This window comes from Brevundimonas sp. GW460-12-10-14-LB2, assembly GCF_001636925.1.
Taxonomy (GTDB): Bacteria; Pseudomonadota; Alphaproteobacteria; order Caulobacterales; family Caulobacteraceae; genus Brevundimonas; species Brevundimonas vesicularis.
Window position 1 is genome coordinate 61,537 of the sequence record NZ_CP015511.1, and the last position, 24,593, is coordinate 86,129.

30 protein-coding genes are annotated in these 24,593 nt (G+C 66.0%); 11 read left to right on the forward strand and 19 right to left on the reverse strand.

Annotated elements, in window-relative coordinates:
• Window positions 1–36: 36 nt before the first annotated feature.
• The 8 genes from A4249_RS00370 to A4249_RS16425 all read right to left on the reverse strand — a co-directional run bounded on the left by A4249_RS00370 (window position 37) and on the right by A4249_RS16425 (window position 7,852).
• Window positions 37–1,200: an acyl-CoA dehydrogenase family protein gene (locus A4249_RS00370; RefSeq protein WP_066549821.1), complete on the reverse strand. Its 1,164-nt coding sequence runs from the start codon at window positions 1,198–1,200 to the stop codon at window positions 37–39.
• Window positions 1,201–1,296: 96 nt separating this feature from the next.
• Window positions 1,297–3,081, reverse strand: coding sequence for an acyl-CoA dehydrogenase C-terminal domain-containing protein (locus tag A4249_RS00375; RefSeq protein WP_066549823.1), 1,785 nt, complete (start codon window positions 3,079–3,081; stop codon window positions 1,297–1,299).
• 3 nt (window positions 3,082–3,084) lie between these two features.
• The gene (locus tag A4249_RS00380; RefSeq protein WP_039244783.1) at window positions 3,085–3,567 is read right to left on the reverse strand and encodes a MerR family transcriptional regulator; all 483 of its coding nucleotides are present in this window, start codon (window positions 3,565–3,567) and stop codon (window positions 3,085–3,087) included.
• A gap of 189 nt (window positions 3,568–3,756) precedes the next feature.
• Window positions 3,757–4,173, reverse strand: coding sequence for a DoxX family protein (locus tag A4249_RS00385; RefSeq protein WP_055806164.1), 417 nt, complete (start codon window positions 4,171–4,173; stop codon window positions 3,757–3,759).
• Window positions 4,174–4,383: 210 nt separating this feature from the next.
• The gene (locus tag A4249_RS00390) at window positions 4,384–4,602 is read right to left on the reverse strand and encodes a helix-turn-helix domain-containing protein (RefSeq protein ID WP_039244779.1); all 219 of its coding nucleotides are present in this window, start codon (window positions 4,600–4,602) and stop codon (window positions 4,384–4,386) included.
• Window positions 4,603–4,614: 12 nt separating this feature from the next.
• Window positions 4,615–5,142, reverse strand: a complete 528-nt coding sequence (locus A4249_RS00395) for a DUF2975 domain-containing protein (protein ID WP_066549826.1) — start codon at window positions 5,140–5,142, stop codon at window positions 4,615–4,617.
• Window positions 5,143–5,265: 123 nt separating this feature from the next.
• Window positions 5,266–6,678 (reverse strand): protein adenylyltransferase SelO, encoded by a 1,413-nt coding sequence (locus tag A4249_RS00400; protein WP_066549829.1) that lies wholly within the window; start codon window positions 6,676–6,678, stop codon window positions 5,266–5,268.
• 316 nt (window positions 6,679–6,994) lie between these two features.
• Window positions 6,995–7,852 carry a hypothetical protein gene (locus tag A4249_RS16425; RefSeq protein WP_156494558.1) on the reverse strand — a complete coding sequence of 286 codons (858 nt, stop codon included), beginning with the start codon at window positions 7,850–7,852 and terminating at the stop codon, window positions 6,995–6,997.
• A gap of 375 nt (window positions 7,853–8,227) precedes the next feature.
• On the opposite strand from A4249_RS16425, the gene A4249_RS00410 reads away from it, so the two are divergent.
• A complete protein-coding gene (locus tag A4249_RS00410) occupies window positions 8,228–8,779 on the forward strand; it encodes an OmpA family protein (RefSeq protein WP_039244254.1) in 552 nt (183 codons plus the stop codon).
• A gap of 61 nt (window positions 8,780–8,840) precedes the next feature.
• On the opposite strand, the gene A4249_RS00415 is transcribed toward A4249_RS00410, so the two are convergent.
• The gene (locus A4249_RS00415; protein WP_066549832.1) at window positions 8,841–9,551 is read right to left on the reverse strand and encodes an NAD-dependent deacylase; all 711 of its coding nucleotides are present in this window, start codon (window positions 9,549–9,551) and stop codon (window positions 8,841–8,843) included.
• 63 nt (window positions 9,552–9,614) lie between these two features.
• Between A4249_RS00415 and A4249_RS00420 the strand changes: the two genes are divergently transcribed.
• Together A4249_RS00420 and A4249_RS00425 are read left to right on the forward strand one after the other, a co-directional pair.
• On the forward strand, window positions 9,615–10,721 hold the full coding sequence (locus A4249_RS00420; RefSeq protein ID WP_066549834.1) for an S-(hydroxymethyl)glutathione dehydrogenase/class III alcohol dehydrogenase: 1,107 nt from the start codon (window positions 9,615–9,617) through the stop codon (window positions 10,719–10,721).
• Between the two features lie 61 nt (window positions 10,722–10,782).
• Complete coding sequence (locus A4249_RS00425; protein WP_039244257.1) at window positions 10,783–11,166, forward strand: VOC family protein; 384 nt, start codon at window positions 10,783–10,785, stop codon at window positions 11,164–11,166.
• Window positions 11,167–11,172: 6 nt separating this feature from the next.
• Here the strand turns inward: A4249_RS00425 and A4249_RS00430 are convergent, their stop codons facing one another.
• Window positions 11,173–11,859, reverse strand: coding sequence for a glutathione S-transferase family protein (locus A4249_RS00430; RefSeq protein WP_055806152.1), 687 nt, complete (start codon window positions 11,857–11,859; stop codon window positions 11,173–11,175).
• Between the two features lie 87 nt (window positions 11,860–11,946).
• Here A4249_RS00430 and fghA point away from each other — a divergent pair, with 87 nt between their 5' ends.
• From fghA to A4249_RS00450, 4 genes are all read left to right on the forward strand, one after another.
• A complete protein-coding gene (gene fghA / locus A4249_RS00435) occupies window positions 11,947–12,786 on the forward strand; it encodes an S-formylglutathione hydrolase (RefSeq protein WP_066549836.1) in 840 nt (279 codons plus the stop codon).
• A 26-nt stretch (window positions 12,787–12,812) separates the two neighbouring features.
• The gene (locus tag A4249_RS00440) at window positions 12,813–13,037 is read left to right on the forward strand and encodes a hypothetical protein (protein ID WP_017504686.1); all 225 of its coding nucleotides are present in this window, start codon (window positions 12,813–12,815) and stop codon (window positions 13,035–13,037) included.
• A 107-nt stretch (window positions 13,038–13,144) separates the two neighbouring features.
• The gene (locus A4249_RS00445) at window positions 13,145–13,756 is read left to right on the forward strand and encodes a superoxide dismutase (protein WP_066549838.1); all 612 of its coding nucleotides are present in this window, start codon (window positions 13,145–13,147) and stop codon (window positions 13,754–13,756) included.
• A 94-nt stretch (window positions 13,757–13,850) separates the two neighbouring features.
• Window positions 13,851–14,789 (forward strand): MBL fold metallo-hydrolase, encoded by a 939-nt coding sequence (locus tag A4249_RS00450; RefSeq protein WP_066549843.1) that lies wholly within the window; start codon window positions 13,851–13,853, stop codon window positions 14,787–14,789.
• Here A4249_RS00450 and A4249_RS00455 read toward each other — a convergent pair.
• On the reverse strand, window positions 14,786–15,007 hold the full coding sequence (locus A4249_RS00455; protein ID WP_066549845.1) for a hypothetical protein: 222 nt from the start codon (window positions 15,005–15,007) through the stop codon (window positions 14,786–14,788). The genes A4249_RS00450 and A4249_RS00455 overlap by 4 nt on opposite strands.
• Window positions 15,008–15,257: 250 nt before the next feature.
• On the opposite strand from A4249_RS00455, the gene rpsD reads away from it, so the two are divergent.
• From rpsD to A4249_RS00470, 3 genes are all read left to right on the forward strand, one after another.
• Window positions 15,258–15,875 (forward strand): 30S ribosomal protein S4, encoded by a 618-nt coding sequence (gene rpsD, locus A4249_RS00460; protein WP_055806141.1) that lies wholly within the window; start codon window positions 15,258–15,260, stop codon window positions 15,873–15,875.
• 195 nt (window positions 15,876–16,070) lie between these two features.
• Window positions 16,071–16,451, forward strand: coding sequence for a hypothetical protein (locus tag A4249_RS00465; protein ID WP_082464942.1), 381 nt, complete (start codon window positions 16,071–16,073; stop codon window positions 16,449–16,451).
• Between the two features lie 95 nt (window positions 16,452–16,546).
• The gene (locus tag A4249_RS00470; RefSeq protein WP_066549848.1) at window positions 16,547–18,898 is read left to right on the forward strand and encodes a bifunctional diguanylate cyclase/phosphodiesterase; all 2,352 of its coding nucleotides are present in this window, start codon (window positions 16,547–16,549) and stop codon (window positions 18,896–18,898) included.
• Window positions 18,899–18,905: 7 nt separating this feature from the next.
• Here A4249_RS00470 and A4249_RS00475 read toward each other — a convergent pair whose 3' ends face one another.
• Complete coding sequence (locus A4249_RS00475) at window positions 18,906–20,012, reverse strand: NADH:flavin oxidoreductase/NADH oxidase (protein ID WP_066549851.1); 1,107 nt, start codon at window positions 20,010–20,012, stop codon at window positions 18,906–18,908.
• A gap of 283 nt (window positions 20,013–20,295) precedes the next feature.
• On the opposite strand from A4249_RS00475, the gene A4249_RS00480 reads away from it, so the two are divergent.
• Window positions 20,296–20,706, forward strand: coding sequence for a hypothetical protein (locus A4249_RS00480; protein ID WP_066549855.1), 411 nt, complete (start codon window positions 20,296–20,298; stop codon window positions 20,704–20,706).
• On the opposite strand, the gene A4249_RS00485 is transcribed toward A4249_RS00480, so the two are convergent.
• The 7 genes from A4249_RS00485 to A4249_RS00515 form a co-directional block, all read right to left on the reverse strand.
• Complete coding sequence (locus A4249_RS00485) at window positions 20,690–21,130, reverse strand: acyl-CoA thioesterase (protein ID WP_066549859.1); 441 nt, start codon at window positions 21,128–21,130, stop codon at window positions 20,690–20,692. The two genes, A4249_RS00480 and A4249_RS00485, sit on opposite strands and share 17 nt — an antisense overlap.
• Window positions 21,130–21,483, reverse strand: a complete 354-nt coding sequence (gene grxD, locus A4249_RS00490) for a Grx4 family monothiol glutaredoxin (protein WP_017504696.1) — start codon at window positions 21,481–21,483, stop codon at window positions 21,130–21,132. The genes A4249_RS00485 and grxD overlap by 1 nt, the downstream gene beginning before the upstream one ends.
• A 91-nt stretch (window positions 21,484–21,574) precedes the next feature.
• A complete protein-coding gene (locus tag A4249_RS00495) occupies window positions 21,575–22,477 on the reverse strand; it encodes an aldo/keto reductase (protein ID WP_066549860.1) in 903 nt (300 codons plus the stop codon).
• Between the two features lie 5 nt (window positions 22,478–22,482).
• The gene (locus A4249_RS00500) at window positions 22,483–22,725 is read right to left on the reverse strand and encodes a BolA/IbaG family iron-sulfur metabolism protein (protein WP_066549863.1); all 243 of its coding nucleotides are present in this window, start codon (window positions 22,723–22,725) and stop codon (window positions 22,483–22,485) included.
• A 56-nt stretch (window positions 22,726–22,781) separates the two neighbouring features.
• The gene (locus tag A4249_RS00505; RefSeq protein ID WP_082853985.1) at window positions 22,782–23,306 is read right to left on the reverse strand and encodes a GNAT family N-acetyltransferase; all 525 of its coding nucleotides are present in this window, start codon (window positions 23,304–23,306) and stop codon (window positions 22,782–22,784) included.
• Window positions 23,303–24,055 (reverse strand): RadC family protein, encoded by a 753-nt coding sequence (radC, locus tag A4249_RS00510; protein WP_066549865.1) that lies wholly within the window; start codon window positions 24,053–24,055, stop codon window positions 23,303–23,305. The genes A4249_RS00505 and radC overlap by 4 nt, the downstream gene beginning before the upstream one ends.
• A complete protein-coding gene (locus A4249_RS00515) occupies window positions 24,055–24,546 on the reverse strand; it encodes a hypothetical protein (RefSeq protein ID WP_066549872.1) in 492 nt (163 codons plus the stop codon). The genes radC and A4249_RS00515 overlap by 1 nt, the downstream gene beginning before the upstream one ends.
• Between the last annotated feature and the right edge of the window lie 47 nt (window positions 24,547–24,593).

A 24,593-nucleotide genomic window follows, 5' to 3' on the forward strand; every position in this document is an offset into this window, starting at 1 on the left:
ATCATCGCCGCATTCTCCGTTCGATTGGGAAAGTGGCTACAGCGTCCTCGCGATCAAGAGCTTCATGATCTCGTTGGTGCCGCCGTAGATGCGTTGGACGCGGGCGTCCTTGTACAGCTGGGCGATCGGATATTCGTTCATATAGCCATAGCCGCCGTGGAGCTGGAGCATCTCGTCGATGGTCTCGCCCTGGATGTCCGTGACCCAGTATTTGGCCATGGAGGCGGTGGCGGCATCGAGTTTCCCCTGCAGATGCAGGCCGATGCAGTGGTCGGTGAAGACCTTGGCGACGGTGAGCTTGGTCTTGACCTCGGCGAGCTTGAACTGGGTATTCTGGAAGTCGATGACGCGTTTGCCGAACGCCTTACGCTCCTTGACGTAGGCCAGAGTGGCTTCAAGGCCGCGCTCGGCTGCGGCGACGCCCTGGACGGCGATGTTCAGCCGCTCCTGGGGCAGTTGCTGCATCAGTTGGACGAAGCCTTGGCCTTCGGTCCCGCCGATGATGTTGTCGCCCGGCACCTTCACGTCGTTGAAGAACAGTTCGGAGGTGTCGTTGGCCTCCATGCCGATCTTGTGCAGGTTGCGACCACGTTCGAATCCTTCCGCGCCATCGGTCTCGACCACGATCAGCGAGGTGCCCTTGGCGCCCTCGGCCGGATCGGTCTTGGCGACCACGATCAGGAAGTTGGCCAGCTGGCCGTTGGTGATGAAGGTCTTGGAGCCGTTGACGACATAGCCGTTGCCCGACTTGATGGCCGTGGTCTTGACCCCTTGCAGGTCCGAGCCCGCGCCCGGTTCGGTCATGGCGATGGCGCCGACCAGTTCGCCGGATTGCAGGCGCGGCAGCCAGCGCGCCTTCTGCTCCTCGGTGCCGTAATGCCAGATGTAGGGCATGACGATCGCATTGTGCAGCGAAATGCCGAAGTGGTCTGCGCCCTTCCAGCCCAGCTGACGCATCAAGACGACCTCGTGCCGATAGTCGCCGCCGAAGCCGCCGTCCTCTTCCGGCAGCGACAGGCCCAAGAGACCCGCCTCGCCCGCGTCGTTCCACAGCTGGCGCGGCACAGAGGAGTCGGCGATCCATTGCTGCACCTTCTCGAGCGGCGCGTGCTCGTCGATCCATTTGCCGACGCTGTCGGAGAAAAGGGTGATCTCTTCTTCACGCATGAAGTCGGGATCGGGGCTGCCCAGCACGTTCATCGGTTTCGTCCCTGAGGTTCGCGGGCTTTTGCCCGTCTGGTCGGTAAGAAAAACGGGCCAGCGAGATCGCCGACCCGTTTCGTCGTCAGTTTGAGATCAGAACGCCTCGGCCGGCATGGCCATCAGCACGTCGGCCCCGGTCTTCATCTTCTTCAGATGGGCTTCGGCGTCGGGCAGGATGCGCTCGACGAAGTAGCGGCCGGTCTGAAGCTTGGTGGCGTAGTAGGGGTCGGTCGAACCGGCCTCGACTTGGGCTTGAGCCACCTTGGCCATCTGCGCCCACATATAGGCCAGAGCCGTCAGGCCGAAGACGTTCAGATAGTCGGTCGATGCGGCGCCGGCGTTGTCCGGATTGGCCATGCCGTTTTGCATCAGCCACATGGTGCCGTCCTGCAGCTTGGCCTTGGCGTCGGCCAGGCCGTCGACGAAGGGCTTGATGGCCTCATTGCCGCTGTTTTCGGCGACAAAGGCGTCGATCTCGCCGAACCAGGTCATGATCGCGCGGCCGCCGTTGGCGGGCAATTTGCGGCCGACCAGATCCAGCGCCTGGATGCCGTTGGTGCCCTCGTAGATCATGGTGATGCGGGCGTCGCGCAGATACTGCGAGGCGGTGAAGTGTTCGGTGTAGCCCGAACCGCCGTGCACCTGCATGCCCAGCGAGGCGACGTGGAAGCCCTTGTCGGTCAGATAGGCTTTCAGCACCGGCGTCAGCAGGCCCATGTAATCCTTGGCCTTCTGGGCGACGGCGGCGTCTTCGGACTTCTCCAGGTCTGCGTGAAGCGCGGTCCACAGGATGAAGGCCTGGCCGCCTTCGACGAAGGCCTTGGCCTCCAGCAGCATGCGGCGAACGTCGGGGTGGACCATGATGCTGTCGGCCGGGCCGTCCGGGTTCTTCGGTCCGGTCAGCGAACGGCCTTGCAGGCGGTCCTTGGCGAATTCGACGGCGGCCTGATAGGCGGCGGTGCCGATGGCCAGGCCCTGCAGGCCTGTGCCGAGGCGCGCCTCGTTCATCACGACGAACATATTGTTCATGCCGCGGCCTTCTTCGCCGATCAGCCAGCCCTTGGCGCCGTCGTACTGCATGACGGCGGTGGCGTTGCCGTGGATGCCCATCTTGTGCTCGAGGCCGGCGCATTCCAGGCTGTTGCGCTCGCCCAGCGAGCCGTCCTCATTGACCAGGAACTTGGGCACGACGAACAGCGACAGGCCCTTGATGCCCGGAACCGCGCCTTCGACGCGGGCCAGCACCGTGTGGATGATGTTGTCGGCGAAGTCGTGCTCGCCCGCCGAGATCCAGATCTTCTGGCCGGTGATCGAATAGGAGCCGTCGCCGTTCGGCACGGCCTTGGTGCGCACCATGCCCAGGTCCGTTCCGCACTGCGGCTCGGTCAGGTTCATCGTGCCCGACCATTCGCCGGTCGCCATCTTGGGCAGGTATTTCTGCTTCAGCTCTTCGGAGGCATTGGCGTGGATGCCGGCATAGGCGCCGGCCGTCAGGCCCGGATACATCGAAAAGGCGGCCGAGGCGCCGGCCGTCATCTGACCGAAAGCCGAGGCCACCACGCTGGGCATGCCCTGACCGCCGTACGCCGGGTCGGCGGCCAGCGCCATCCAGCCGGCTTCGGACATGGCCTTGTAGGCTTCCTTCCAGCCCTTGGGTCCGGTCACCACGCCGCCCTCGGCCCAGTGGCAGCCTTCCTTGTCGCCCGGATTGTTGATCGGGGCGATGACCTCGTCGGCGAACTTGGCGCCTTCTTCCAGGATCTGGCTGACCAGATCCGAAGAGACGTCCTGGAAGCCCGGCTGGTTGGTGTAGCGGTCGATCTCCAGCACTTCATTCAGGATGAAGGTGAAGTCGCGGACAGGCGCCTTGTAGGCCATGGATTACGCTCTTGCTTTGAAGGGGTGGTGGTGGTCGTGGTTGAGACGCGCGCGCAGCAGCTTCTCATAGTCTTCGGCGCCCGGCAGCAGGTCGGGGCGGTGTTCGGACAGCTTGGATTCCATCCAGGCGCAGGCCTGTTCGGCCGTCTCGATGGCGCCTTCGATATCTTCCAGCTGCTGTTTCAGCGCCGCGATCTGGGCGCGGTGCCGCACCAGGGCCACGGCCATCTGATGGACGTTGTGATCCTTCTGATCATAGAGATCCATCATGTCCTGGATTTCCTGAAGGGTGAAGCCGATGCGACGGCCCCTCAGGATCAGTTTCAACCGGGCGCGGTCGCGCGCGTCATAGACGCGGGTTTGGCCCTTGCGCGCGGGCGTCAGCAGGCCCTTGTCTTCATAGAATCGAAGGGCGCGCGCCGTGGCGCCGAACTCGCGGCACAGCTGGCGAATGGAATAGGTGCGGTGGTCGTCGGCGGTGGCCATACGCCTTCATAACTTGACGTGCGCGTAAAGGGAAGAGGCTTACGCGCACGTAAGGGTAAGCTTTTCATCCTTGCCGACGATCAGGCATGAAAAAGCCCGGAGCCTGGGGGGAGGCTCCGGGCGCAAACGCCGGACTGCAGGGGGGAGAGGGGTCCGGCGTTCGATCTCTTTCAATCAGGCCTGCAGCAATCAGGCTCTGCGGCGGCCCAGCAGCACCGGGACGGTGATGGCCAGCAGGACGGCGTTGACCGCCGCCAGTCCGAAGTCCTGGCTCAACGCGTGGATCGTCATCATGGTCGCTTCCATGACGATCAGGCCGACCGCCGCCGTCAGCAGCAGGGGGCGACCCACACGCCACGAGATCAGCGGGCTCAGCACGCCCATGGCCAGAACGATCTCGACCACGCCCAGACCGCGCACCATGTTCTCGGGCGCGACGGCGGGCCAGCCCATCAGATTGATCAGGTTGGTCATCGGCTCGGTCAGCTTGGCGTAGCCGGCGGCGATGAAGAACATCGCGATCCAGCCCTGCAGCGTCCAAAGGGCGATGTTGGCGTAGGCGGCGCGGTTGCGCGACGGCGCGGTGGTGAAGGTCGAGGTGGTCATCGGGGAGGACGCCTGAAGGTCATGAACGGCTGCGATCCGGCCTGGGGGCGTTCCCCGGGGAGCCGTTCGCTGAAGCCTATATAGCGGCGCTTCAGACGGTTGTCATCATGCGATGACATCAACTGATGACATCAGCTGATGACTTTCTGTTACGAGCCGGGGGCATTGGGCCGATTCCCAATGCCCCACAAGGATTTGCAACGCGCGATTTCAGTCTTCGGGCTGCGGCCCCGGCGTCTGGACGATCAGATCGCCGGGTTGGCAATCCAGTTCGCGGCACAGGGCGTCCAGGGTCGAGAAGCGCACCGCGCGGGCCTTGCCGGTCTTCAGGATCGACAGATTGGCCAGGGTGACGCCGACGCGGTCGGACAGTTCGGTCAGGGACATCCGGCGTTCGAGCAGCAGCCGGTCCAGTTGGATCATGATCATGGCGCGCGTTCCTCAGACCGTGGTCAGCTGTTCGTCGCGCATGGCCGACCCCTGCCGGAACACCTCGGCCAGGATGAAGACCACCAGAATGCCTAGCCAGGACCCCAGGTCGAAGTCATAGTCGGCCGGCGACTGGCCGATGCTCTGCGGGGCGACGAAGACCAGCAGCAGCGCCGTCAGCTGAATGCCGATCAGGCCCAGACCCACGCCTTGCAGCCGTTTGACGTTGGCGAACTCGAAGGCGTCGCCCTGATTGACCGACAGCAGGATGCGCCGCAGCCGATTGATGATCCACCAGGTGAAGCCGCAGGCCAAGAAAGCGCCGAGCAAGGTCAGACGCTCCGGCCATTGCAGCTCACGGCCCGTGCTGCTGTTCATGTCCTTCAGTCCGTCGATGAAACCTGCTGCGAAGTCGGCCGATACGACGCTGCCCAAGAGACAGATCGCCATGACGATCGTCGCCAGCATGACGAAGACGTTTGCGAACCCCAGGCACCAGCGCAGGGCGCTTGCGATTGAATATTTGCCGATCAGTTTCATCTCGAAAGCCCTTCCCTTCGGGTCGCCCTCCGCGACCGCCTTGGTGACTATCGATATGGATTTATCGATAAACGGGCAAGAGAATTATCGATAAACGAGATGAAGCTTTCGTAAGGTTCGGCGTCAGGCCGTGAAGCTCCAGGCCAGTCGCGCCGCCTCCAGCCGATCCAGCTTGGCCTGGAAGGGCGCCCAGTCGTCGGCGTCGGCGACGGCGGCCCAGATCGCCTCGACCTCGTCGATCAGCATCTCCTCCGGTTCGCGCGCCGCGAACATCGTATGCTCCAGCCGTTCGATCCGATCCGGTTCGTGTTCCATCAACGCGAAGCGGAAGGCGTCGAAGGCCTCGCCCTGATACAGTTTCGCGCGTGGTCCCGACAGGGCGCGGGCCGAGGAGGCGAAACCGCCGAACCAGTCGAAGAACAGCGGCTCCCACCGCAGGGCCGCGCCGCCCTCTCGCAGCAGGGCCAGGGTTGTATCGACCAGCCGCTGATCCGCCGCCTCGCCCAGGCTGTGGACGCCCAGTCGCATCAGGAACGCGGCGCGCAGTTCACGGATATAGGCGGGGCCGAAGCCGTTCAGCGCATCGGTCAAAGGCTCGACCTCGGCGACCAGTTTCAGACATCCGGCCAGCTGCGTCAGGTTCCAGAACACCGCCTCGGGCTGGCGCGCGAAGGCGTAGAGGCCCGTCTGGTCGAAATAGGCGGCGGTGAAGGCCGGGTCGTATTTGGGCAGGAACCGCCAAGGGCCATAGTCGAAGCTCTCGCCCGTGACGTTCAGATTGTCGGTGTTCAGCACCCCGTGCACGAAGCCCGCTGCGATCCACCGCGCCGTCAGTTTCGCCGAGGCCTCGACAACAGCCCGCAGCAGACCGGGCGCATCCCCGGCGGCGACGCTCGGGTGATACAGGCTACGCACGTGTTCGATCAGCGCTTCGATCTGGTCCTTGCGGCCCAGATAGGCCGCGCGCTGGAACGTCCCGAACCGCACATGGCTGTGCGACAGTCGCACGAGCACGGCCGACCGCGTCGGCGACGGCTCGTCCCCGCGCTCCAGCGCCTCGCCGGTCTCGATCAGCGAGAAGGCGCGGCTGGTCGGAACGCCTTGCGCCTCCAGCATCGTCGCCGCCAGCACCTCGCGCACCCCGCCCTTCAGCGTCAGCCGCCCATCACCGCCCCGCGACCAGGGCGTCTGGCCAGAGCCTTTGGTGCCCAGATCCATCAGCCGGCCCAATGCGTCGCGCATCTGCGCCGCCAGGAACCCCCGCCCGTCGCCCAGATCGGGATTGTAGTGCCGGAACTGATGCCCGTGATAGCGCATGGCGATCGGACCGGGCTGCCCCGGCAGGGGCTCGAACCGCCCGAACGCGGCGATCCATTCCGCCTCGCTCAGCCCCTCCAGCCCGACCTCGGCCGCCGCGCGGTCGTTGCGAAACCGCAGGATCGTTTTCGGAAAGTCCGCGGCCTGAACCGCATCGGCATAGTCCGCGCCCAAGTCAAAAAAACGCGGTTCGGGGCGGTAGGCTGGGGAGACGGGCATGGCAGGCTAGGTGCGTGTCCAAGGAGAGGAGCGCAACCGCGCGCACGTCTTTCTTTCGTGATCCCCCAGTTTCGCTCTGCTCGCCGCACGATCACTACGGGGTGGGCCAGGCATCCTATTCGCCTGAGGTCAGTCTAATGTTTTCAATCTTCTCTCGCTCGCCGGCGTCTTCTTCCTGCCCACGCTTCCAAGCCGTGCGATCCTGTCTCGGTTCGTTCGCACGAAACGCACCGCATAGTCGGGGAGAAAGAAATCAGACGAATTAGACTAATTAGACGGTGTTTTGCCGACGACTGTCTGAATGGGCGTCGGCGCGTCAGCCCGCGCCCAGCAGGTCCGACCAGCGCCAGCTGCCCTTGCCCAACGCGAGCTGCGCGCCGCCGGGGCGGTCTTCCAGCTTCAGCACGGCCAGGCCCGTCATGCGCTGGCTCTTGCATTCGGCCGGGGCGAAGGCGACTTCCAGGGCGATGGCCTGGCGCACGCCGGCCAGACCCTTGCCCGCCTGGTTGCGGCTTTGCAGCCAGTCGCCGTTCCAGACCAGGATGGCGCGGCCGTTCGCATCCATGTCCTGGGATGCGGCTATGACGGCGCGGCGCACGGCCTGGTCATCGCGCACGGCGTCCTGGACCCAGCGCACCATGTCGCACGACCCTCCGCCGGAGCCGGAGCCGGAGCCGGAGCCGGAGCCGGAACCGGCGCCGGTCCCGCCCGATCCGCCCGATCCGCCCACGCCGGTTCCGCCGCCGCCGCCTGGGCCGGCGCCGACCGTCATGGCACCGGCGATCTGGGCTGCGCCCAGCAGGGGCAGGGGCGGACCCGGCGGGGCGGGCGCGGCGGGCAGGGGTTCGACGTCGGGCGGGCGTTTGCTGACCACCAGTCGCGGTCGCGCCGCCGCCACGGCCGGCGGTCGCCGCTGGGGCGCAGGTTTGGGCGGCGCGGCCGCCTGGGCGGCGGCGGCCGGCGCGTCGGGCTTGGGCGAGGGATCGGGCGCGATCACGCGCGCGGGCGGGGGAGGCGGCGGGGGCGGCTCGACCAGTTCGACCATCATCGGCGGCGACTGCGGCGCCTCGACGATCGGCTCCGCACCGCCGCGCATCAGCAGCGCCAGCCCCAGATGCGCGGCCAGGATCGGCGTCGCCGCCAGCGCCCAGCGCCGTGTGCGCGCCGCGCTCAATCGCCTATCCGTGATGGGAGTTGAACACGCCGCCGCATGGTCATCGGGACAAAACGCCTGTAAAAACCGCCAGGCTCCGTTGAAAACATTCGGTCGCGTCAGGAAAGTGGCGTCGTCGTGAATACAACCGCGCGACGGCGCAGAGCGGCGATAGATGAGCGTATCCGCCCTCCGGCATTGGCCGTCGGCGGCGCAACGTCTTCACTGAGGTGATGGTTCCGTGCTCATGCAAGAATAACGCGAATATTCCATCTGCTTATGGTCAAGCTGACATGATGCCGCCTAAAGCGCGTCATTACTCCGCCTTGTCTCATACGCCATTTTCATCTTGCGCATGAACTGGGTGTGGCGCTCCCGGCAAGAAGGAGACAGAACTTGAGCAGATCGAAACTCAGGACGGCGGTCGTCGGCGGCGCCCTCATCGCCCTCGGCTTTGCGGCCAGCGGCTGCGCCAGCCATCGTTTCGTGCGTGATCAGGTCGAAGTCGTCGACAACCGCGTGACCACCGTCGAAGGCACCGCAGGCCAGGCCCTGCAACGCGCCAACGACGCGCACAAACTGGCCGAGGGCAAGTTCCTCTATCAGGTCGTGCTGTCGGACGATTCCGTGAAATTCCCCACCGACGCGGCGGCCCTGTCGCCCGAGGCCGAGCAGCGCCTGGCCCAGTTCGCCCAGCGTCTGCAGGGTGAGAACAAGAACGTCTATCTGGAAATCCAGGGCTACACCGACTCGACCGGCACGCCCGAGCATAACGACCAGCTGGGCGAGCAACGCGCCGAGGCCGTGCGTCGCTTCCTGAACCGCCAGGGCGTCGCCCTGAACCGCATGGCCACCATCTCCTATGGCCAGGAACAGCCGGTGGCCTCGAACGACACGCCCGAGGGCCGTTCGCAGAACCGCCGCGTGACCATCGTGGTCCTGGCCTAAGCCGCCTCGACCTCGAACGCCGGAACGGCGGCCGCCTTCGCAGCGGCCGCCGTTTTCGTCTCTACAGCGTGTCGAAGAAGGCCGGCACGGCCTGCGTCGCCGGCCCGTAAACGCCTTCGTCAAACAGGCGCGCCACCGAGGTCGGCTCCAGGTTGATCTCCACCGTCCGCGCCCCGGCATACCGCGCCGCCTGCACGAACCCCGCCGCCGGATAGACCGCGCCCGACGTGCCGATGGACACGAACAGGTCGCAGGCCTCCAGCGCCCGCTCGATCCGCTCCATCTGAAGCGGCATCTCCCCGAACCAGACGATGTGCGGCCGCATGACGCCTTCGGGATGATGCGGCGAGGCCTGATCCGCCGCCATGTCGCCGGCCCAGCCCATCACCACGCCCGACCGGGTGCAGCGGCCTTTCAGCAGTTCGCCGTGCATATGGATCAGCTCGAACCCGGCGGCCGGCGGCGTCTGTTCATGCGCCCGGTCGTGCAAATCATCGACGTTCTGCGTCACCAGCAGGAAGTCGCCTTCCCACCGCGCCGCCAAGTCCGCCAACGCTCGGTGCGCCGCATTGGGCCGGACATCGGCCAACTGCCGCCGCCGCTGATTATAGAAGTCCTGCACCAGCGCCGGATCGACCGCATAGCCTTCGGGCGTCGCCACATCCTCGACCCGATGCCCGCACCACAGCCCGTCCGACGCCCGAAAGGTCGGCACGCCGCTCTCGGCCGATATGCCGGCCCCGGTCAGGACGACGAGGTTTGTGTGTGACATGACGGCTTCATACCATCCTGCGCCTGCCTTAGAAGAGGAGGGAATCGTTCAGGAGCCCCCGCCATGAAAACCCGCGCCGCCGTCGCCTTCGAGGCCAAACGTCCGTTGGAGATCGTCGAGGTCGATCTGGAGGGGCCCCGCGCGGGCGAGGTGCTGATCGAGATCAAGGCCACCGGCATCTGCCACACCGACGCCTATACGCTGGACGGGCTGGACTCCGAGGGCGTCTTCCCCTCGATCCTAGGCCACGAGGGCGCGGGCGTGGTGGTCGAGGTGGGGCCGGGCGTGACCTCGGTCGCGGTCGGCGATCACGTCATCCCGCTGTACACGCCGGAATGCCGCCAGTGTAAGTCGTGCCTGTCGCGCAAGACCAACCTGTGCACCGCCATTCGCGGCACCCAGGGCAAGGGCGTCATGCCCGACGGCACCAGCCGCTTCAGCTACAAGGGTCAGGCCATCGCCCACTATATGGGCTGCTCGACCTTCTCGAACTTCACCGTCCTGCCCGAGATCGCGGTGGCCAAGATCCGCAAGGACGCGCCCTTCGATAAGGCCTGTTACGTCGGCTGCGGCGTGACCACCGGCGTGGGCGCCGTGGTCAACACGGCCAAGGTCGAGCCCGGCGCAAACTGCGTCGTCTTCGGCCTGGGCGGCATCGGCCTGAACGTCATCCAGGGGCTGAAGATGGTCGGGGCCGACATGATCGTGGGCGTGGACATCAACGGCGACAAGGAAGAATGGGGCCGTCGCTTCGGCATGACCCATTTCGTCAATCCGAAGGATGTGCCGGACGTGGTGACCCATCTGGTCCAGCTGACCGACGGCGGCGCGGACTACACCTTCGACTGCACCGGCAACACCGTTGTCATGCGCCAGGCGCTGGAGGCCTGCCACCGCGGCTGGGGCGAGAGCGTCGTCATCGGCGTCGCCGAATCCGGCAAGGAGATCGCCACCCGCCCGTTCCAGCTGGTGACCGGCCGCGTCTGGCGCGGTTCGGCCTTCGGCGGCGCGCGCGGCCGCACCGACACGCCCAAGATCGTCGACTGGTACATGGACGGCAAGATCGAGATCGACCCCATGATCACCAACACCTTCGCCCTGGACGACATCAACAAGGCCTTCGACCTGATGCACGAGGGCAAGAGCATCCGCTCGGTCGTGGTGTTCTGACGCCTTGCGCGTCGTCGTTTTCGTTGTTTAAGAAAACGGACTGAAAGAGGGAAATCTGACCATGTTCACCCACGTCACCGTCGGCGCCAACGACATCGAGGCGTCGCGCCGGTTCTATGACGCCGCGCTCGGCGCCCTTGGCGTCGAGCCGGGCCAGGGGCCGGATCCCAAGGGCCGCTACTGGTGGCGCACCCGCATGGGCGCCTTTGCGATCGGCGCGCCGATCGACGGCGAGCCGGCCTGCCATGCCAACGGCGGAACCATCGGTTTTCACGCCAAGACGGCCGAGATGGTCCAGGCCTTCCATGACGCCGGCGTCGCCGCGGGCGGTCGCGCCATCGAGGACCCGCCCGGCGAACGCAAGGGCCCCTTCGGCCCCATGATCCTGGCCTATCTGCGCGATCCCTCGGGCAACAAGATCTGCGCCATGCACCGGGTGGGGTGAAGGGCGTCAGCCGGCGGCTTGGGCCTCACGGTATCGCATGTCGCGGGGGCCATGTGCGGCGATGGTCGCACACTGGTCCGCGACGGCCTTTCGATAGGCCGGGCGATCCAGGCAGCGGTCGAAATAGGCCTGCAGCGCGGGATAGGCCTTTAACATGTCCAGCGATGCGGCGATCTTCAGGACTGAACTCATCATCAGGTCGGCGACCGTGAAGGTTTCTCCGACCAGCCACAGACGGTCGCCCAGCGCGAGCTGGAGCTCGGATAATCGCTTTTCGGCGAAGGGCAGAACCTGCGGCCGCCGCGCCGCCTTGGCCGCTTCGTCGGGCAGGAAGAACTCGGCCTCGCTGACGTTGATCAGCGCGCCTTCGACGCTGTTCAAGGCGGCGAAATACCAGGTCAGAACCTGCGCTCGCATCACCGGATCGGACGGGATCAACACGCCCGCTCGTTCGGCGATGTCCCAGACGATGGCGCCGCTCTCGAACATCGGAGCGCGGCCGTCCTCCTCCAGCGTCGGCACCTGACCGAACGGCTGAAGCGCACGGTATTCCGCCGACTTCTGGTCCACTGCATCCAGCAACCGGATTTCATAGGCCCAGCCCGCCTCGTTCAGGATCCATCGCACGCGGTGATCCCGAACTTGTCCGGCGGCGAAGGGCGGAACCCATTTGAAAGCGGTGACGGTGATCATCTTTTGATCCTCATGGTCGGTCGCTCGCCGACTCTATCACGAGCTTCGCGCGTTGCGGACATCGGCCGGTTGCACTAGCCAGAAGTCATGACCTTGCAGACCACCAAGACCCACGCCGTCCACGGCGGAACCCTGCGCTATCTGAAGCACGACAGCACGGCGACCGGCACGCCGATGACGCTGTCGGTCTTCACGCCGGCGGGCGAGGGGCCTTTCCCGGTGCTGATCTGGCTGTCGGGCCTGACCTGCACCGAGGATAATTTCACCACCAAGGCGGGGGCCTACCAGGCCGCCGCCGAACACGGCGTCATCATCGTGGCGCCCGACACCAGCCCGCGCGGAGAGGGCGTCGCCGACGATCCCGCCTATGACCTGGGCCAGGGCGCGGGCTTCTATGTGGATGCGACACAGGCGCCCTGGGCGCCGCATTTCCGCATGGAGACCTATGTCACCGAGGAACTGATCGCCCTGATCGACGCCGAGTTTGCGACCACGGGCGTCCGCTCGATCAGCGGCCATTCGATGGGCGGCCATGGCGCCCTGACGCTGGCGCTGAACCACCCCGACCTGTTCCGTTCGGTCTCCGCCTTCGCGCCGATCTGCTCGCCCACCCGGTGCGCCTGGGGTGAAAAGGCCTTCACCGCTTATCTGGGTGAAGACCGCGCCGCCTGGGACCGTCACGACGCTGCAAAGCTGATCGCAGCCGGCGCGGCGCGCGGCGTCTATGACGACATCCTGATCGACCAAGGGGACGCCGACACCTTCCTGGCCGAGCAGCTGAAGCCCGAGCTGCTCCAACCCGCCGCCGACGCCGCCGGCCAGAAGGTCACGATCCGTATACAGCCGGGCTACGACCACTCCTACTTCTTCATGGCCAGCTTCATCGCCGACCACATCGCCTTCCACGCCGAACGCTTGAAGACCTGAGCGGTCAGCGATGCTACAGGGCCGGCATGAGCGCTCCTGATCCCTATGAACCGATGTTTTCCGCCCTGTGCCGCGAGGTGGGCTATTGCCTGCACGCCAAGGGGCAGAAGCGGGTGATCGAGGCGCTGCCAAAGGGGCTGGACGCCGCCGTGCGCGCCGTCTTCGCGGCAGAGGGCGTGGATGAACCCAATGCGCCGGGCGATGTGAAGCGGGCCGTTCGCGATTGCCTGAAGGCGAACTTGCCAGCTTGACCGTTACGGGTCGATAAGTCGGAACAAATCCAGGCGCTGTCGCTTGGGTTTCATGAACGGGCGCCTAGATGAGGCGCATCGGAAACTTGTCGCGAGAGGAACCTCCCATGGCCTTCACCCTGCCCCCGCTGCCCTACGCCTATGACGCGCTGGAGCCGGCCATCGACAAGGAGACGATGACCTTCCACCACGACAAGCACCATCAGACCTATGTCGACAACCTGAACAAGGCCGTCGACGCCGATGAGAGCCTGCAGGGCAAGTCGCTGGAGGAAATCTTCACCAGCATCTCCACCGCGCCCAAGGCCGTGCGCAACAACGGCGGCGGCCACTGGAACCACAGCCTGTTATGGGAACTGCTGGCCCCGGCCGATCAGGCGGGTGAGCCCTCGGCCGAGCTGAAGGCCGCCATCGACGCCGATCTGGGCGGCATGGACAAGTTCAAGGAAGACTTCAACGCCGCCGGCGCCGCGCAGTTCGGTTCGGGCTGGGCCTGGCTGATCGTGCAGAACGGCAAGCTGAAGATCACCTCGACCCCGAACCAGGACAATCCGCTGATGGACGTCGTGGACGAGCGCGGCGAGGTCATCCTGGGCGCCGACGTCTGGGAGCACGCCTATTATCTGAAATACCAGAACCGCCGCGCCGACTATCTGAAGTCGTTCTGGACGGTGGTGAACTGGAGCAAGGTCAACGAACTCTACGCCGCCGCCAAATAAGGCCGGTACAGCCCAGCGATCGAGAGATGACGACGCCCGCCGGAACCTCCGGCGGGCGTTTTCGATTGCGTCATCGCAAACGGAGATCGAAGCGATGCGGATGATGATGACGGGGGCTGCTTTCGCGGCCCTGATGTTGGCGGCCTGTAACCCCAACGCAAACGCGCCGAAGCCCGGCGATCCCGCGCCGCCCAACCCTACCCACACCGTCGCGGCCCCGGCCGAAAAGCCGGTCTATCGCTTCAAGATCGGCGCGCTGGACGCCATCGCCCTGTTCGACGGCCAGAACCCGGTCAAGAACGACAACCAGACCTTCGGCGTCGGCCTGACGCCGCAGGCGGTCTCCGCGCCGCTCACCGCCGCCGGACAGCCGGCCGATCCGATCATGCTGGAAATCCATCCGCTTCTGGTCAGGAACGGCGCCCGCACGATGCTGTTCGACACGGGCCTGGGCGAGGGCAAGGGCCAGTTGATGGACAGCCTGCAAAAGGCGGGCGTCGATCCGGCCTCGATGACCGACGTCCTGATCTCGCACGGCCACCCGGACCATGTCGGCGGCCTGATCCGCAACGGCGGCCTGGCCTTCCCTAATGCAGCGATCCGGATGTCGCAGGCGGAATGGGCGTCCATCCGCGCCAATCCCGAACTGGCCGATCTGGTGCGGATCATCACGCCCAAGGTCCAGGCTTTCGAGCCGGGCGGCGAGGTCGCGCCGGGCATCCAGTCCCAGGACACGGCCGGCCATACGCCGGGGCACGTCGCCTATCTGATCGCCGACGGCCAGAACCAGCTGCTCTACACCGGCGACCTGATGCATCACTGGATCCTGTCGGTCGAACATCCGGACTGGAAGGTCGGCTATGACGACGATCAGGCGGCAGGCCTGAAGGCGCGGCTGGACGAGGTGACGGCGCTGCGCAACTCCGGCGCCCACATCTACGCCTATCACTTCCCTTTCCCGGGCCTGGGCAAGGTCGCGACCCGCGAAGGCCGGGCGATGTTCATCTCCGAAGCCCAGTCTGCAAAGGACTAGATGCGAAGGTCCACGCCGTGCCGGGTGCGCGCGTTCATGCGCTCGGCATGGTGCTGGCGGACCACGCGGCGCTGGCGCAGCATCTCATGGATGCCGTCGGCGAGATCGAGCAGCTGGTGGTCGCTCAAAGGCTCGACCAGATCGACCAGCTGGGTCTTCAGCGTCTGCATGGCCTCGTCGGACAGTCCGGTCTGAAAGCTGCTGGGTTCGGGCTGCATTCCACTCCTCCTTGTCCTCATGCGTGGTTTGGTTGCATCGAAGGAAGGGTGGGGCGACGGGATCGTTCCATCCCATCGTGCTTAACAGCCCGCCGTGCTTGACTCCGCCGCCCTCGCTGGCCATAAGCGCCGCCTTCCACGGGTCCGCTTCGGCGGGGCCGGGATGAATGACGGAAGATGCGTGGACCGCCGTTGAGATCGCATTCCCAATCCAGGGGATGCCGGGCCGTATCGTCGAAAAGAGAATAGAATGTCCAAGCGCCACAGCGCCAAGTACAAGATCGACCGGGCCATGGGTGAGAACCTGTGGGGCCGCGCCAAGTCGCCGGTCAACAAGCGTTCTTACGGTCCCGGCCAGCACGGCCAGCGTCGCAAGTCCAAGGTTTCGGACTTCGGTCTGCAACTGAAGGCCAAGCAGAAGCTGAAGGGCTACTACGGCAACATCACCGAGAAGCAGTTCGCCAAGACCTATGACGAGGCTGCGCGTCGCAAGGGCAACACCTCGGAAAACCTGATCGGCCTGCTGGAATCGCGCCTGGACGCCGTCGTCTACCGCGCCAAGTTCGTCCCGACCGTCTGGGCCGCCCGCCAGTTCGTCAGTCACGGCCACGTCCTGGTCAACGGCAAGAAGGTCGACATCGCCTCCTACCGCGTTAAGCCGGAAGACGTCGTCACCGTGAAGGAAAAGTCGCGCAACATGGCTCTGGTGCTGGAAGCCCAGCAGTCGTCGGAACGCGACGTGCCGGATTACCTGGAACTGTCGGACCGCTCGTTCTCGGTTCGCTACGTCCGCGTGCCGGAACTGTCGGACGTGCCGTACGCCGTGAAGATGGAACCGAACCTGGTCGTCGAATACTACGCTTCGTAAGCGAAGCTTACGAAGCTTTCTTCAAGGGGGCTATCGCCCTTCGGGCTACTTGAGCCCCGTGGCGGTCCCTTTGAAGTGTTCAGTTTGGAGGGCCTCGGATTCGTCCGGGGCCTTTCGTTTTTTATCCTGTTCCCTCCAAGGGAGAACAGGCGCATTCTCGGCCGGTTCAGGCTTTGAGGCAGGGGAGGTCGTCAGTTGCGCGACTCCATCATGAAACGCTTGGCTTTGATCGCCGCCGCATCGGCGGGCCTGGCCGCCTGCGCCAGCCGCGGCGAGCCGACTGTCTCCACCGCGGGCATGCCCGGCGCGCTGGAGCCGATCCATGCCGCCGCCTTCACCAAGGACCAGGCCGTCTTCTGGGTCAGTTCGAACGGCTGCACGGCCAAGGAAGACCTGATCCCGATCGTCAGCCTGCAGGGCGGCAGCGCCGTCATCACTCTGCGCCGCATCGACGAGGACAAGTGCAAGCAGGACCTGGTCCAGGGCGTCGAGCTGAAGTGGTCGTTCGAGGAACTGGGCCTGACGCCCGGCTCGCCCGTCAGCGTCAACAACCCCTATCAGATGCCTCGCTCCTGAAAACGGCTGTAGCGTTTCGTTAAGCCTGTTCGAGCGCGTCTGATTAAGCAACGTCCGTTACGACGACAGACCGTCCCCCCAAGGTCTGTAGCTTCATGCGCTTCTTCACCTGCCTGACCGACGACCACAATCTTTGGCTCGTCGCGTTGGCCGCCGGCCTGTGCCTGATCGGTTCTATCATCACCTTCCGCCTGTATCGCCGCCTGCGCGCCGCCCAAAAGGGCACGCGTCTGGCCTGGGCCTTCATGGGCGCGGTGGCGACCGGGGCGACGATCTGGTGCACCCATTTCGTGGCGATGATCGCCTATGAGCCCGGCGTCACCATCAGCTATGGCCCCGTGCTGACCGGCCTGTCCCTGGGCGTCGCCATCGCCGGCAGCGCGCTGGCGCTCTGGGTGGCCTCGCGCCGGATGCCGGCCTCGGCCGAGATCGGCGGCGTGCTGTTCGGCCTGACCGTGGTGGCCATGCACTATACCGGCATGGCGGCCTTTGCGACCGACGCCGTCATCCACTGGTCGGCCCCATATGTCGCCGCTTCAGTTGCGGGGGCGGTCGTCTTGGGCGCCCTGGCGTTCAATCGCGCCCGGCAGTCCGGCAAGGTCGTCCCGGTCGTGCTGATGGTCATGGGCATCGTGGCCCTGCACTTCACCGGCATGGCCGCCATGACGATCGTGCCGGTCGGCGCGCTGGTCGATATGGGCGCTGTCGGATCCACCAATCTGGTCCTGGCCTTCGCCGTCTCCGCCGTCGGATTGATGATGCTGGGCACCGGCGTCGCCAGCCACGCCCTGGACGTCCAGTCCCGTCTGCAGGCCAAGGCGCGCCTGGATCACCTGATCGAGGGCAGCGTCGATGGCATGGTGGTCGAACAGGACGGCGTCATCCTGGCCGCCAACGCCGCCTTCGCCGATCTGGCGGGCGTCCAGCATCAGGCCTTGGTCGGCGAGCCGCTGTCGCGCTGGATCGCCGGCGTTGCCGATCTGACAGTAAACGGCCTGAGCCAGTCCAAACTGGTCGCCGAAGGCGGGGCGGACATCCCCGTCGAGATCGCCGTGCGCCGCGACTGCGGTATGGATCACGTCATGATCTACGCCGTGCGCGATCTGCGCATGCGTCAGGCGCAGGAGCGTCGCATCGCCCATCTGGCGCGCAACGACGGCCTGACCGGCCTGCCCAACCGCTCGTCCTTCCTGGAATGGCTGACGCGCCAGACCGCCGACCTGACCGTTCCGAACAAGGTGGCCCTGCTGGCCATGGATCTGGACCGGTTCAAGGAGGTCAACGACGTTCACGGCCATGCCGCCGGCGACCAGCTGCTGATCCAGATCGCCGAACGGATGCGCGCCTGCCTGCGCCACGACGAGTTCATCGCCCGCCTGGGCGGGGACGAGTTCGTCGCCGTCGTGCCGATCCAGCACAAGGACGACGCCCTGGATCTGGTCGCGCGCCTGCGCGACGCCGTCACCGCCCCGGTCGTGCTCGACCATGCCGAGGTCGCCTGCGGTCTCAGCACCGGCATCGCGATCTGGCCTGACGACGCCCACGACCCGTCCGCCCTGATCAATGACGCAGATCTCGCCATGTACCGGGCCAAGGCCTCGCTAGGGACCGACGTCTGCTTCTACGAGGAGGAGATGGACGAGGCGGTGCGCAATCGACGTCGCATGGCCCAACAGATGCGCGAGGCCCTGGATCAGGGCCAGTTCAGCCTGAACTGGCAGCTTCAGGCCGCCGTCGATACCGGCGACATCACGGGCTATGAGGTGCTGCTGCGCTGGATCCAGCCGGACGGGACCTTCATTTCGCCGGCCGACTTCATTCCTCTGGCTGAAGAGAACGGTCTGATCCTGCCGATCGGCGAATGGGTGCTGCGCACCGCCTGCGCCGAGGCCGCCAGCTGGACCGAACCGCACAAGATCGCCGTCAACCTGTCGCCGGTGCAGCTAGGCCACGTCGACCTGCCGCGCCTGGTGCATCAGGTCTTGGTGGAGACCGGCCTGGCGCCGTCGCGGCTTGAGCTGGAGATCACCGAGACAGCCATGATCACCGACATGGAGCGCACGACCCACGTCCTGCGTCAGTTGAAGCTGCTGGGCGTCTCCATCGCCATGGATGACTTCGGCACCGGCTATTCGTCGCTGTCGACCCTGCGCGCCTTCCCGTTCGACAAGATCAAGCTGGATCGCTCCTTCATGTCCGAACTTGACGGCGGACCCCAGTCGGCCGCCATCATTCGCGCGGTCCTGGCCCTGGGCGAAAGCCTGCACATCCCCGTCCTGGCCGAGGGCGTCGAGACGTTGGAGCAGCTGGCCTTCCTGCGCGATCAGGGCTGCGACGAGGTCCAGGGCTATCTGCTCGGCCGCCCGCAAAAGACGGCCGATGCAGAGGTTCAAGCCGCTGCACGCGTTCTATGGGCCGTCGATCCGTCGATGGAAAAGGCCGCCTGATCAGGCCTTAAACGTCGGCCTTGCCGTATGCCGGCCAAACGCCCTTGCCGGCGCCGCGATACTGGACCGGCAGGCCTTCGTCCTCGCCCAGGGCTACGGCTGCATGGTGCGCCCAGTGCGGGTCGTCCAGCGCCGCGCGTGCAATGGCTATGAAGTCCGCCTGACCGGACGCCACGATGTCCTCGGCCTGCTGCGGATCGAAGATCATGCCGACGGCCATGACATTGGCCTGAGGCGTCGCCGCCTTCACGGCCTGGGCGAACCGCAGCTGATAGCCCGGCTCACCGCCCGGGATTTGCGCCTGCGCGACGTTCCCGCCCGACGTCAGGTGCAGATAGTCGTAGCCCATGTCGTGCAGCGCCTGACCAAGGGCCGTCACCTCGTCCAGGGCGATGCCGCCCTCGACCCAGTCCGAGCCGTTGAAGCGTACGCCAAGCGCCTTGGTCCGGGGCCAGGCGTCGCGCAGGGCTTGGGCGACCCGCAGCGGGAATCGCGCCCGGTTCTCATAGGATCCGCCGAACTCGTCGGTGCGGTGGTTGGACACCGGCGACAGGAACTGGGTCAGCAGATAGCCGTGGGCGGCGTGCAGTTCGACCAGATCGAACCCGGCCCGGTCCGCCCGCCTCGCCGCGTCCTCGAAGGCGGCGACCACGCGGTCCATGTCGGCCGGGGTCATGGCGGTCGGCGTGTGCCAGTCATCCTTGAACGGTTCGGCCGAGGCGCTGAAGGTTTCCCACGCGCCGTCTTCGGCCGTCAGGGCGCCGCCACCTTTCCACGGCGCGCTGGTCGAAGCCTTGCGTCCGGCGTGGGCCAGTTGGATGCCGATCGGGGTGTCGCTGTAGGTGCGGATGTCGCGAATGATCCGGGCGAAGGCCTCTTCCTGGCCGTCGTTCCACAGGCCGGTGTCGTCCGGCGTGATCCGTCCCGCCGCCTCGACCCCCGTCGCCTCGACGATGATCAGTCCAGCGCCGGAGATCGCCAGTCGTCCCAGATGCTGCACGTGCCAGGGCTGAGGCACGCCGTCGATGGCCGAATACTGGCACATCGGCGCGATGGCGACGCGGTTCTTCAGCGTCAGGGGGCCGACGGCGCGGGGCGAGAACAGCTGGCTCATGAAGGACGATCCGTGGGGCAGGAGAGGGGGGGACTGTAGCTATGGCGGTTGCGGTCACGTTCAACCCCGATCCTTTCCGATTGTTCACCCAGCTTTCCGATTATTCACGTGTGCGCGCCCGGCCCGCGCGGCACAAAAGGGTCAAGCTTCAACTGGGGAACACACCAATGCTTCGTCTCGCTCTCGCCATCGCCATCGCCGCCCCGCTGCTGTCGGGCTGCATCATCGTCTCGACCGAAAAGCCGACCACGCGCGTCATCACCGCGCCGGCCTCGGGCCAGTGATGCGCAGCCTGGTCAAGGGCCCGATGATCAAGGGCCAGATGATCAAGGGTCTGGCGGTCGCGGCCCTGGTCGCGCCGTTGCTGTCGGCCTGCGTCATCTATGACAGCGACGCGGGCGAGAATGTCTCGGTGAACCTGCGCCGCGACGACGCCCCGCCGGCCGAGGCCATCCGCGAAGCCCGGTTCGCCGACGGCGCCCTGGTCGCGCGCGTCGATTCCAACGGCTGCACCCAGGCGTCGGATTTCGAAGTGTCGGTGTCGGACGGCTCGCCGGCCGAGATCACGCTTCGCCGCACCAAACAGGACCTGTGCAAGGCCCTGGTCCCGGACGGCGTCGAGCTGCGCTGGACCTATGCCGACCTGGGCGTGGAGCCCGGCACGCCGGCCCGCATCCTCAATGCGCTGAAGTAGGCGTCTCGAACACGACCAGCATGTCTGGCGGAATGCGCTGCGGTCTCAGGGTCGCAGCGTCCACCAGCACCCATTCGGTGACGCCCTGGGCGCAGACGCGCCCTTGGGCGTCCTCGATGCGGACATAGCGGGTGAAGCGCGGTCCCTGCGGATCGCCGACCCAGGTGCAGGCGACCACGCCCTCGGCGCCCGGCTCGATGCCGCGCAGATAGTCGATCTCATGCCGGGTCGCGACCCACGACCATTTCGCCCGCGTCGCCTCGTCGAAGCGCGCATTCCAGTGGGCCGTGCCCGCATCCTGCAGCCAGCCGACATAGACGACGTTGTTGACGTGGCCGTTGGCGTCGATGTGCTCGGGCCGCACGTCCAGCGGCACGACGAAGACCTCGCGGTCCTCGCGCGGCGTGAGGGTCTTCCTGGCCATCAGGCCTCGCCGAGCGGCACGCCCTTCTCGACCATCAGGGCCTGAAGCTCGCCGGCCTGAAACATCTCGCGGATAATGTCCGATCCGCCGACGAACTCGCCCTTCACATAGAGCTGCGGAATGGTGGGCCAGTCGGTGAAGCTCTTGATGCCTTCGCGCAGGGCCTCGTCCTGCAGCACGTCCACGCCCACGAAGCCGGCGCCGACATGATCCAGGATCTGCACCGCCAGGGACGAGAAGCCGCAGCGCGGCTGGTCCGGCGTGCCCTTCATGAACAGAACCACGTCGTTCTGGGCGACGGTTTCGCCGATGAAGGCGTGGACGGGATCGGCGGCTTGGGCGGTGTCGGTCACGGATAAGGGCCTTTCGTGAAGCCCGTCAGCTAGGGAGCCGAACGGGCGCGGTCAAGGCGTCCGCGACGTTCTGCACAGCCGCTGGGCCTGGTCAGGCCGCCTGATTGGCCACGACGCGCGCCATCTCGATCTGCGCGGCCAGGCCCGGCGGCATGTCCCGCTCGGGCGCAGCGGCCAGTGTCGCCAGCCGATCGGTGTCGGTCGGATTGACGATCACGCTGGATACCGACGGGTCGGTCAGCACGTAGGACAGGCAGATCGCCTCGGCCGTCCAGTTGTGCGTGCGATACAGGAAGCCGAACGCATCCTTCTGCGGCGAATCCTGCGGCCGCTTCTGGCCCCCGAAGCCGAACAGGCCCTTCTTCACGATCGGCGCGATACGTGGCCCCGAGCGACGATCCTTGTAGAAGTCATAGGCGAAGACCGCCATGTCCTGTTCGCGGGCTGCACGGACGCGGTTTCGGGTCTTCCAGTCGGCATTGATGTCGAACGGGGTCAGCAGGGCGTCGAACGCCCCGGTGGAAACATAAGCGTCCATCACGTCGCCGCCGCCGGCGATGCCCAGGAGCTTGATCCGTCCCGTGGCGCGCATGGCCTTCAGCGCGCTCAGCGATGACTGCGCCAGTTCGGTTTCGCCGGGCTCGTGCAGCACCGCCATGTCGACCCAGCCCAGGCCGGAGAAATGCAGCACCCGATCGATGGCGGCGGTCATGCCCTGGGCCGAGAAGTCGCGCTGCTGGTCGCGACCGTCGCCGGCGCCCAGCGTCAGGCTGACATAGACGAGCTTTCGCTCCACATGCGACAGCGCCTCGCCCAGCACCTCGGCCGCCACCGGGTCGGCCGTTTCCAGCCGATAGCTGTTGATCCCCGCCTCCAGCGCCGAATAGAGCAGGTCCAGCCCGGCCTCGCGCCCGCGCTTCAACGCCTCGGCGCCGAAACTGAGCGTCAGGTTGGAAATGGCGGCGCCGGAGACGCCGAAGGGGCGATAGCGCATGGTCTTCAGACCTCCTTGGCCGGAGCCGAGGTCTCCAGCGCCAGGGCGTGCAGCTCGCCGCCCATCTGACCTTTCAGCGCCGCATAGACCATCTGGTGCTGACGCACGCGCGGCAGGCCGGTGAAGGCGCTCGACACGATCCGCGCGCGATAGTGGTCGCCGTCGCCGGCCAGATCCTCGATCTCGATCTCGGCGTCGGCGAAGGCTTCGACCAGATGCTGGCGCAGCGTTTCGACGGACATGGGCATGGCGGGCGCTCGTACTTCGTTCAACGCCAGTTTGCCCGGTAATCCTTAATGCCGACCTACGGCGCGCGCCGTGGCCGTTCGAACAACTGCACCGGATGATCCTTGTAAGTCGTCGTCGCATAGGGACGATAACCGACCCGCGCCGCCAGCTTCAGCGAGGCCAGGTTCTCGGGCGAGATCATGCAGACGGTTCGCCCCTCCAGCCTCCGGTCGGTCCAGGCCAGGGCCGCCGTCAGGGCCTCGGCCGCATAGCCCCGCCCCTGAAATCCCGGCGCCACGCCCCAGCCCAGCTCCGGCGCATCGAACGGCGGCTCCAGCTCGCGGCGATAGTCGAACACCCCGACGCTGCCCAGATAGGCGCCGCCGTCCCGCAGCCGGATCGTCCAGTTGCCATGGCCCATAGCCGCCCAATGGCCGAGATCGCGCAGAAGCCGGAACCAGAGCTCTTCGCGCCCCAGCGCCCGGCCCATGATGTGGCGCGTGAAGTCCTCATCGGACCACAGCGTCAGCAGCTCACCGAAATCGTCAGTCGAGACGGGGCTCATCACCAGTCGCTCGGTCGTCAGAATTCTGTCGGTCACATCAGGCCCAGTTGCTTGAAGCTGGCCACCCCGTCGCGGCCGACGACCAGATGGTCGTGAACCTCGACGTTAAGGGCGCGGCCGGCCTGCACAACCTGTTTCGTGATCTCGATGTCGGCGCGGCTGGGGGTCGGATCGCCCGACGGATGATTGTGCACCAGGATCAGGGCGCTGGCCGACAGCTCCAGCGCGCGCCGCACGACCTCGCGCGGATAGACGGGCGCATGATCGACCGTGCCGCGGTTCTGCACCTCGTCCAGGATCAGCTGGTTCTTCTTGTCCAGATACAACACCCGGAACTGCTCGCGTGGCTCGTGCTGCAAGGCGACGCGGACATAGGCCAGGAGCGCCGTCCAGGACGAGATCACCGGCCGCTTCGCCGTCGGCTCCTTCGCGATCCGCCGCGTCACGTCGAAGATCAGCTGAAGGTCCAGCGCCACCGCCCGCGTCGCCTTGCCGACGGCGTATCCCATCGACCGCGCCACCTGATCCTCGATCGCCTCATGGCTGGCCGCCCCGATCCCCTCCAGCCCTCCGAACCGCGCCAGCAGATCCTTGGCCAGCGGCTTGGTGTCCTTATAGGGCACGCTGCGAAACAGCAGCAGTTCCAGCAACTCATAGTCGGGCAGGGTGCCCAAACCGCCCTTCGCCGCCCGCTCACGCAGCCGGTCGCGATGACCGCTGTGGCGCGGAATCGGCTTGGTCCGGTCTGCGTGTTGCGATCCGTCTGAAGCCTCGTCCAGCGACATTAGCGCACCGCCTGCTCGGGACCGAACTCCAGCCCCACGGGCCACCTTGGCCACACGGGTTGCGACGGTGCGGCGTCCGCTGGCGGCGACTGGTCATGGTGGCTCAGGTATCGTGTGCCATCCATCCGCTCCGCCGCCATGCCAACACGGCCTTCGCTGTCCTCGAACACGGAGATGACTTGCCACGTCCCACCTTGACGCTCGAACATATTGCCACCGCCCGGAGCGCCTCGGCTCAGATAGGCGCCCCCTCGCGCCTTCAGGCCGCAGGCGGGTTCATCATCCTCATAATTCACACAGTGGGTCAGCGGGGCGTCCGGTCCGGACCACCAGCAACTGAACAACGCCTTCGTCTTCAGCGGAATGCATCGCTCGACCTCAGCGCCATGATCCGAAATCAAGGTGAGCGCATCTGGCGTGGAAGGCGCACGATCAGCAGCGCAGCCCAACAACAGCGTCGCTAAGCCGATTACGGCGTAGGCATTCCTCATAGGCGAATCCACCGGTTGCGTATCAGCAACCTAACGTCGCGCCGTGG

Coding starts and splice junctions, on each gene's coding strand:
- A4249_RS00370 (WP_066549821.1), bottom strand. CDS start 1,200: ATGAACGTGCTGGGCAGCCCCGATCCCGACTTCATGCGTGAAGAAGAG.
- A4249_RS00375 (WP_066549823.1), bottom strand. CDS start 3,081: ATGGCCTACAAGGCGCCTGTCCGCGACTTCACCTTCATCCTGAATGAA.
- A4249_RS00380 (WP_039244783.1), bottom strand. CDS start 3,567: ATGGCCACCGCCGACGACCACCGCACCTATTCCATTCGCCAGCTGTGC.
- A4249_RS00385 (WP_055806164.1), bottom strand. CDS start 4,173: ATGACCACCTCGACCTTCACCACCGCGCCGTCGCGCAACCGCGCCGCC.
- A4249_RS00390 (WP_039244779.1), bottom strand. CDS start 4,602: ATGATCATGATCCAACTGGACCGGCTGCTGCTCGAACGCCGGATGTCC.
- A4249_RS00395 (WP_066549826.1), bottom strand. CDS start 5,142: ATGAAACTGATCGGCAAATATTCAATCGCAAGCGCCCTGCGCTGGTGC.
- A4249_RS00400 (WP_066549829.1), bottom strand. CDS start 6,678: ATGCCCGTCTCCCCAGCCTACCGCCCCGAACCGCGTTTTTTTGACTTG.
- A4249_RS00415 (WP_066549832.1), bottom strand. CDS start 9,551: ATGTCACACACAAACCTCGTCGTCCTGACCGGGGCCGGCATATCGGCC.
- A4249_RS00420 (WP_066549834.1), top strand. CDS start 9,615: ATGAAAACCCGCGCCGCCGTCGCCTTCGAGGCCAAACGTCCGTTGGAG.
- A4249_RS00425 (WP_039244257.1), top strand. CDS start 10,783: ATGTTCACCCACGTCACCGTCGGCGCCAACGACATCGAGGCGTCGCGC.
- A4249_RS00430 (WP_055806152.1), bottom strand. CDS start 11,859: ATGATCACCGTCACCGCTTTCAAATGGGTTCCGCCCTTCGCCGCCGGA.
- fghA (WP_066549836.1), top strand. CDS start 11,947: ATGACCTTGCAGACCACCAAGACCCACGCCGTCCACGGCGGAACCCTG.
- A4249_RS00440 (WP_017504686.1), top strand. CDS start 12,813: ATGAGCGCTCCTGATCCCTATGAACCGATGTTTTCCGCCCTGTGCCGC.
- A4249_RS00445 (WP_066549838.1), top strand. CDS start 13,145: ATGGCCTTCACCCTGCCCCCGCTGCCCTACGCCTATGACGCGCTGGAG.
- A4249_RS00450 (WP_066549843.1), top strand. CDS start 13,851: ATGCGGATGATGATGACGGGGGCTGCTTTCGCGGCCCTGATGTTGGCG.
- A4249_RS00455 (WP_066549845.1), bottom strand. CDS start 15,007: ATGCAGCCCGAACCCAGCAGCTTTCAGACCGGACTGTCCGACGAGGCC.
- rpsD (WP_055806141.1), top strand. CDS start 15,258: ATGTCCAAGCGCCACAGCGCCAAGTACAAGATCGACCGGGCCATGGGT.
- A4249_RS00470 (WP_066549848.1), top strand. CDS start 16,547: ATGCGCTTCTTCACCTGCCTGACCGACGACCACAATCTTTGGCTCGTC.
- A4249_RS00475 (WP_066549851.1), bottom strand. CDS start 20,012: ATGAGCCAGCTGTTCTCGCCCCGCGCCGTCGGCCCCCTGACGCTGAAG.
- A4249_RS00480 (WP_066549855.1), top strand. CDS start 20,296: ATGCGCAGCCTGGTCAAGGGCCCGATGATCAAGGGCCAGATGATCAAG.
- A4249_RS00485 (WP_066549859.1), bottom strand. CDS start 21,130: ATGGCCAGGAAGACCCTCACGCCGCGCGAGGACCGCGAGGTCTTCGTC.
- A4249_RS00495 (WP_066549860.1), bottom strand. CDS start 22,477: ATGCGCTATCGCCCCTTCGGCGTCTCCGGCGCCGCCATTTCCAACCTG.
- A4249_RS00500 (WP_066549863.1), bottom strand. CDS start 22,725: ATGCCCATGTCCGTCGAAACGCTGCGCCAGCATCTGGTCGAAGCCTTC.
- radC (WP_066549865.1), bottom strand. CDS start 24,055: ATGTCGCTGGACGAGGCTTCAGACGGATCGCAACACGCAGACCGGACC.
- A4249_RS00515 (WP_066549872.1), bottom strand. CDS start 24,546: ATGAGGAATGCCTACGCCGTAATCGGCTTAGCGACGCTGTTGTTGGGC.